Raw genomic sequence first — 2,808 nt, forward strand, 5'->3', positions numbered from 1 at the left:
AAACGACTGCTGTTAACAGTCCTGAAAATGTCGTCTCTGACAGCAATCTTGAGACAAGTGACAGCCTCATTACAAGAACCGAAGTGGCTCCAGCAAGCACTACTGTTGAGAAAGCTTCTAGTGAAGCAGTATCTTCTGACACTGACACTACATCTACTAATGCGACTAGTCAGCCTACAGAAACGCCTACGACACAGCCTGCTAACGAGACTGATAAAAAGCTTGAACCCGCTCAATCTGGTGAGACAGCTACAACCGATAGAAGTGTTGAAACCACATCTGAAAAAAGCGATAACGTAACTACTTCACAGGAAACACCTTCCCAAGGTGGCAAGTTCACTTCTGATGATCAAGGTAACTGGTATTACCTAGACAGTGAGGGCCACAAACTAACTGGCCCACAAACCATCGATAGCTTTAACCTCTACTTCCATGACAATGGTATCCAAGCAAAAGGTGAAAAGGTAACCATTGATGGCAAGGATTACTACTACGATAAAGATAATGGGCGAAAGGTAACTGATACAAGTATTGAAGTAGACGGTAAAACTTATTTAGCAGATGCTGATGGCATCCTAACCGAAAAAACGCAACTACCTACCCAGGTCGTGACCGGTGGTCATTTCCAATCTGACAACCAAAAAGATTGGTATTACTACACTGCTAATGGTGAGAAACTGACTGGTTGGCAAAATGTTGATGGTGTCATCCTTTATTTTGATAAAGAAGGTAAACAAGTCAAAGGACAAAAACAAGAAATCGACGGCAAGCACTACTATTTTGCCTATCATAATGGTGCCTTAATGACTAATCAATGGTATGAACATATCATCTTTAATGGTTATAGGACCAATCCAATGTATACGCACCTCTTTGAATATCTAGGAGAGGACGGTGCTCCCGTTACAGGTTGGCATACAATCGATAACAAACGCTACTACTTCCAATCAGACGGCCTGAGAGCTCAAAATGATGTCGTAACCATTGAGGGGAAGAGATATTTGTTTGATTATGATGGTCAATTGGTTAAGAACACGTATGGAATCGTTGAGAGACCTTCTATGTTTTTCTCTAGTAAAACAACTTACCATACTGATGCTGATGGCGTCATTCAAACCAGTAGACAATTAATTGATGGTAAGGAATACATTTTTTCTGAAAATGGGGTTGTCCTAAACGGAATTATCACTTTTGAAAATAAAGATTATTTTGTCATTAATAGTGTAGTCCAAAAAAATAGCCTTAAAGCCTACTTTGCACCTGTTGTCTATCACAATGAAGGTATTTTTAATGGAATCTATGGCACTGATGAAAACGGGATTGTCTTAAAAGGATTCCAACGAGGTATTGATGGTCAACTCCACTACTTCCAACCAGCAGTAAAAAGTGTCACTAAGCCTTCATGGGAGGAAATCAATGGGCAACGTTACCGATTGACAGATGGAGATTACGTCGAACCTACTGCTGGTATGCGTCCTACAATTATTGTCTCTAATACAACTTTGAAAGTTGATGACAAAGTCTATTCCTTTGATGACAAGGGAATCTCAACCGAAGTTACACCTACAAATCAGTTTATTCGCGACGACTTTTGGAACTGGTACTACTACGACAAAGATGGGAAACTCCTAACAGGTCGTCAAACCATTGATGGTGTCCAACTCAACTTTGATAAAGATGGCAAGCAAGCCAAAGGAACTTTGGTTGACATCGATGGGGATACCTACTACTTCGATAAAGATAGCGGAGCTTTATGGACTAACCGTACCATTGAGCTTAGTGGCGTAACCTATACCATTGATGAAGAAGGACATGTCACATCATCTCTACGCAACACCTTTGTTCAGGACAAGGATGGCGATTGGACTTATCTCAAAGATAAGGGGCAATTAGCTACTGGCTGGCAAACCATTAACGGTGTCCAACTCTACTTTGATGGCAGTGGTAAGCAAATAAAAGGTAAGCGTATCCTTATAGATGGGAAGTACTACTATTTCGCTGAAAACAATGGTGAACTCCTCCGTAATGCATTCTATCCGTACAATTACTATTCTAAGCTCTACTTTGGCAATGATGGAGCTCAAGTTTTTGGCTGGTATACACTAGATAATCACCGTGTTTACTTTAAGGAAAATGGTCTTCAAGCTAAAGAAGAGTTGCTTCTAATTGACGGAAATTATTATTACTTCACTCGAGATGGGCAACTCCTAGTTGATGGTTCAGCTAAATTATTTGGTGAAATATATCTTGCCGATTCAGAAGGAAAACTATTAACCGGGTGGAGAGAAATTGACGGTAAGACTTATTACCTAGATCCAAGCAACCAATATCGCTATATCAATAAAACAGAAACCATAGATGGAAAGACCTATCTTTTCGGTTCTTACGCAGAATTATTACGTAATGAAACTAAATCCGGTTACATTTCAGACGAAAATGGAATCGTTCGAACAGGATTCTACCGCACTGATAAAGGCTATCTCTGCTATCTTGAGCCTCAGATAATATCTTCCTACCAACCAACTTGGAAGGAAATTGACGGTAAGCTCTATCACTTTGAAAAATCAACCTCATTAGGGAAAGATTTGTACGGTTCTCCAATCACAACCAAAGCAACACTAGAAAAAGATGGCAAAACTTATGTCATTGATGAAAATGGTGTAGCGACTGAGAAAATGAATTAAAGTGAAGAACAAGATATTTCTTCCACTTTAAGAAAACTTTAGGCTTTGCTTTTTATACTATAAGCATCCTAAAACTTTTCTTTTTCATAATCTCCTAAATCCAGGGCATAGGTCCTGGATTTTT

1 protein-coding gene is annotated in these 2,808 nt (G+C 39.5%); it reads left to right on the forward strand.

What is annotated here, in order from left to right:
- Positions 1 to 2,684: N-acetylmuramoyl-L-alanine amidase family protein (locus tag ADH51_RS00735; RefSeq protein ID WP_048673853.1), on the forward strand; the 2,684-nt coding region annotated here is incomplete at its 5' end.
- Between the last annotated feature and the right edge of the window lie 124 nt (positions 2,685 to 2,808).

The sequence above is a fragment of the Streptococcus sp. 449_SSPC genome (assembly GCF_001073005.1).
Taxonomy (GTDB): Bacteria; Bacillota; Bacilli; order Lactobacillales; family Streptococcaceae; genus Streptococcus; species Streptococcus salivarius_F.